The 3,054-nt window shown below is 61.4% G+C and carries 4 protein-coding genes; 2 read left to right on the top strand and 2 right to left on the bottom strand.

Features of this window, described 5'->3' with window-relative positions:
* Window positions 1-1,127, bottom strand: a 1,127-nt coding sequence (locus AC1D0Z_RS18610; protein ID WP_477659678.1) for a dihydroxy-acid dehydratase domain-containing protein, incomplete at its 3' end; no start/stop codon positions are given.
* A 132-nt stretch (window positions 1,128-1,259) separates the two neighbouring features.
* Here AC1D0Z_RS18610 and AC1D0Z_RS18605 point away from each other — a divergent pair.
* The gene (locus AC1D0Z_RS18605; protein ID WP_477659677.1) at window positions 1,260-2,216 is read left to right on the top strand and encodes a LysR family transcriptional regulator; all 957 of its coding nucleotides are present in this window, start codon (window positions 1,260-1,262) and stop codon (window positions 2,214-2,216) included.
* Here AC1D0Z_RS18605 and AC1D0Z_RS18600 read toward each other — a convergent pair.
* On the bottom strand, window positions 2,203-2,787 hold the full coding sequence (locus AC1D0Z_RS18600) for a DUF4124 domain-containing protein (protein WP_477659676.1): 585 nt from the start codon (window positions 2,785-2,787) through the stop codon (window positions 2,203-2,205). The two genes, AC1D0Z_RS18605 and AC1D0Z_RS18600, sit on opposite strands and share 14 nt — an antisense overlap.
* 93 nt (window positions 2,788-2,880) lie before the next feature.
* Between AC1D0Z_RS18600 and AC1D0Z_RS18595 the strand changes: the two genes are divergently transcribed.
* A partial coding sequence (locus AC1D0Z_RS18595; RefSeq protein ID WP_477659679.1) for a prolipoprotein diacylglyceryl transferase family protein occupies window positions 2,881-3,054 on the top strand: 174 nt, incomplete at its 3' end.

Below are 3,054 nucleotides of genomic sequence, written 5' to 3'. Positions count from 1 at the left end.
GGGCGGATTACGTCCTGGTCGGCGCGCGGCACCTCGGGCACGTCCTTGAGCGTCTCGGCAATGGTCTGGCCGGAGATCGTCAGGCAGTCGCCGTGCAGCAAGCCGGCGGCCAGCAGCGTCTTCATCACTTGCGGAATGCCGCCGGCGCGATGGAGGTCCACGGCGAGGTATTTGCCGGATGGCTTCAGGTCGCACAGCACCGGTGTGCGCTGGCGCACGCGCTCGAAATCGTCAATGGTCCATTCAACGCCGGCCGTGTGGGCGATGGCCAGGAAGTGCAGTACGGCATTGGTCGAGCCGCCGGTGGCCATGATCACGGCCACGGCGTTTTCAATGGCTTTTTTGGTGACGATGTCGCGCGGCTTGATGTCCTTCTTGATGGCTTCGACGAGCACCTTGGCCGATTCTTTGGCCGAGTTCATTTTCTCGTCGTGCGGATTGGCCATGGTGCTGGAGTAGGGCAGCGAAATGCCGAGCGCTTCAAACGCGCTGGACATGGTGTTGGCCGTGTACATGCCGCCGCAGCTGCCGGTGCCCGGGATGGCACGGCGCTCAATTTGCAGCAGGTCTTCATCGCTCATGCGTCCGGCGGCGTTCTCCCCCACGGCTTCGAACACACTGACGATGTTGAGGTCCTTGCCCTTGTAGCTGCCGGGCAGGATGGTGCCGCCATAAACGTAGATCGCCGGCACGTTGGCGCGCAGCATGCCCATCAGGCCGCCAGGCATGTTCTTGTCGCAGCCGCCGACCACCAGCACGCCGTCCATCCACTGGCCCTGTACGCAGGTCTCGATGCAGTCCGAGATCACCTCCCGGCTGACCAGGGAGTATTTCATGCCCTCTGTGCCCATGGCCATGCCGTCCGAGATGGTGGGGGTGCCGAACACCTGCGCGTTGCCGCCGGCTTCCTCAATGCCGGCAATCGCGGCGTCGGCCAGCTTTTGCAGGCCGCTGTTGCAGGGTGTGATGGTGCTGTGGCCATTCGCCACGCCGATCATCGGTTTTTTGAAATCGTCGGCCTCGTAGCCCATGGCGTAGTACATGGAGCGGTTGGGCGCGCGGGATTTCCCCTCAGTGATGTTCTTGCTGCGCGGGTTGGCAACGATGTTGACGGTTTTGGTGGTCATGGTGTGATGTCTCGTGGGGGTGATTGCTGTCCGGGCATGCACGCCCCGGCCTGTTGTCGGAAAGGCCAAGTATGCGTGCTTTGATTAATTCTTTCCAATCTATTCTTTAACGTATATTAATATGTGCAACATATGAGTCATGCCTTGGATTCCCGCAGAACACCCCTAATCGAACTCCGTTTGTGGCGCCAATTTCTGGCGGTGGCTGAAGAGCTTCATTTCAGCCGTGCCGCCCGGCGTCTGAACATGACCCAGCCGCCGCTGACGCAGGCGATTGCCCAACTGGAAGTGCTGTTGGAGCTACGGCTGTTTGACCGCACCAAACGCAGCGTACAGCTCACGGCGGCCGGGGCCGCCTTGGTGCCTGAAGCGCGGGAGCTGCTGGCACGCGCCCAGGCCTTGCCGGCCTATGCACGTGCCAGCGCTGACGGTGAAGCGGGGCGCCTTCGGCTGGCTTTTGTCTCTACGGTGGGTTTTGATCTGTTGCCTCGTTGGGTGCGAGAATTTCGTGAACACTACCCCAAAGTGCAGCTGGAATTGATAGAGGCAACAGGCGACGTACAACTGCAAGCCCTTGAACGTGGTGAGATCGACGCAGGTTTCATGCTGCATTCGCCGGGTTTTGCGCCACCAGACCTTGCCTGCCGGCGCATCAGTCAGGATCCGCTGCTGGTAGCGTTGCCGGAGCAGCATCCACTGGCGGGCAAGACTTCGCTTGTCCTTCCAGATCTGTTGAATGAGCCTTTGGTTATTTTCCCGCGGCGCATTGTTCCGTCACTCTACGACGCGATTTTTGCGATGTATTACGCCGCTGGGCAACTGCCGCAAGTTGCGCAGGAGGCGATTCAGATGCAGACCATTGTGAATCTGGTGTCCGCCGGGCTCGGCGTGGCCTGGGTTCCCGAGAGCGTGCGGCAGTTTCAACGGCAGGGAGTGGTATATCGCAGCCTGTCTGCGGGCACGGCCTCAAGGGGTGGCGGCACGCGGGACACTTCGACTGCTGTGCCCAATTGCGAGACAAGCCTGGTTTGGCGGGAGGCCCGCGCCAACCCGGCCCTCGCGCGTTTCGCGGCGTTTATCGGCGTATAGACCGCTCAAAGGCTTCTTCCCGCTCGCGCTGCCGACGCGCCGCCACCGCGCTTTGCTGCTGCTGCCTTTCGGCTGCGGTGAGTTCGCGCTGCTCCATCCGGCGCTGGGCGATTTCCCCGGCACTGCTGCAACGGGCGCCGTGGCTGGCTTCGCAATCAGCAATGATCTTCTTGTCAGAAACCGGTGCCGCTGTGCTTCCTTTGCGTAGCCCGCCCAACGGCCAGGCTTGGGAAGAACTGCCTGAATTGGTGCTTGCCGAATTGGCGCGCGCGTTTGCCGCGGCGTTTTCTGCCGCCCAATCCCTGGGTGCCGCGGCGGCGCCGCCATTGCCATAAAGTACGCCAGGCACGCCAGTTGCGGGCGTGCCGTCAGTTGATCTGGAGGCTGCGGCAGGCGCAGGAGCGGGGACGATGAGTTTTTCGTTGCCACCGCCGCTGGTTGCGCAGGGCGTTTGTGAAAAAACCTTCTTGCCGGTTGCGTCAAGGCACTGGTAGACCTGAGCGGCGGCAGGTTGTACGTCAAGCAAGGCCATGAGGCCGAAAACAGCGGCAAGTCGGAAAGAATCGCGCATGGGTGGTCCTGTGGGGGGCGTCCTGCCAGTCTAATCGAGGGTCGACCACCTGTAAGCCTTTTCCTACGAAACCCGCATGCAAAAATACGGCCCATGCTTATTCATCCGCAAATCAATCCGGTTGCCCTGCAGTTGGGCCCTCTTGCCATTCATTGGTACGGCCTGACCTACCTTGCAGCTTTTTCCCTCTTTTTCTTTCTGGCCACGCTGCGTTTGCGCCACCAGCCCTATGCCTCCATCACTGGTCCGGGCGCCTGGTCACGCAAG

The sequence above is a fragment of the Polaromonas sp. P1_E3 genome, from assembly GCF_056405935.1.
The sequence above is the reverse complement of the archived record's forward strand: the minus strand, read 5'-3'. Positions and strand labels throughout refer to the sequence as shown.

Coding starts and splice junctions, on each gene's coding strand:
- AC1D0Z_RS18605 (WP_477659677.1), top strand. CDS start 1,260: ATGAGTCATGCCTTGGATTCCCGCAGAACACCCCTAATCGAACTCCGT.
- AC1D0Z_RS18600 (WP_477659676.1), bottom strand. CDS start 2,787: ATGCGCGATTCTTTCCGACTTGCCGCTGTTTTCGGCCTCATGGCCTTG.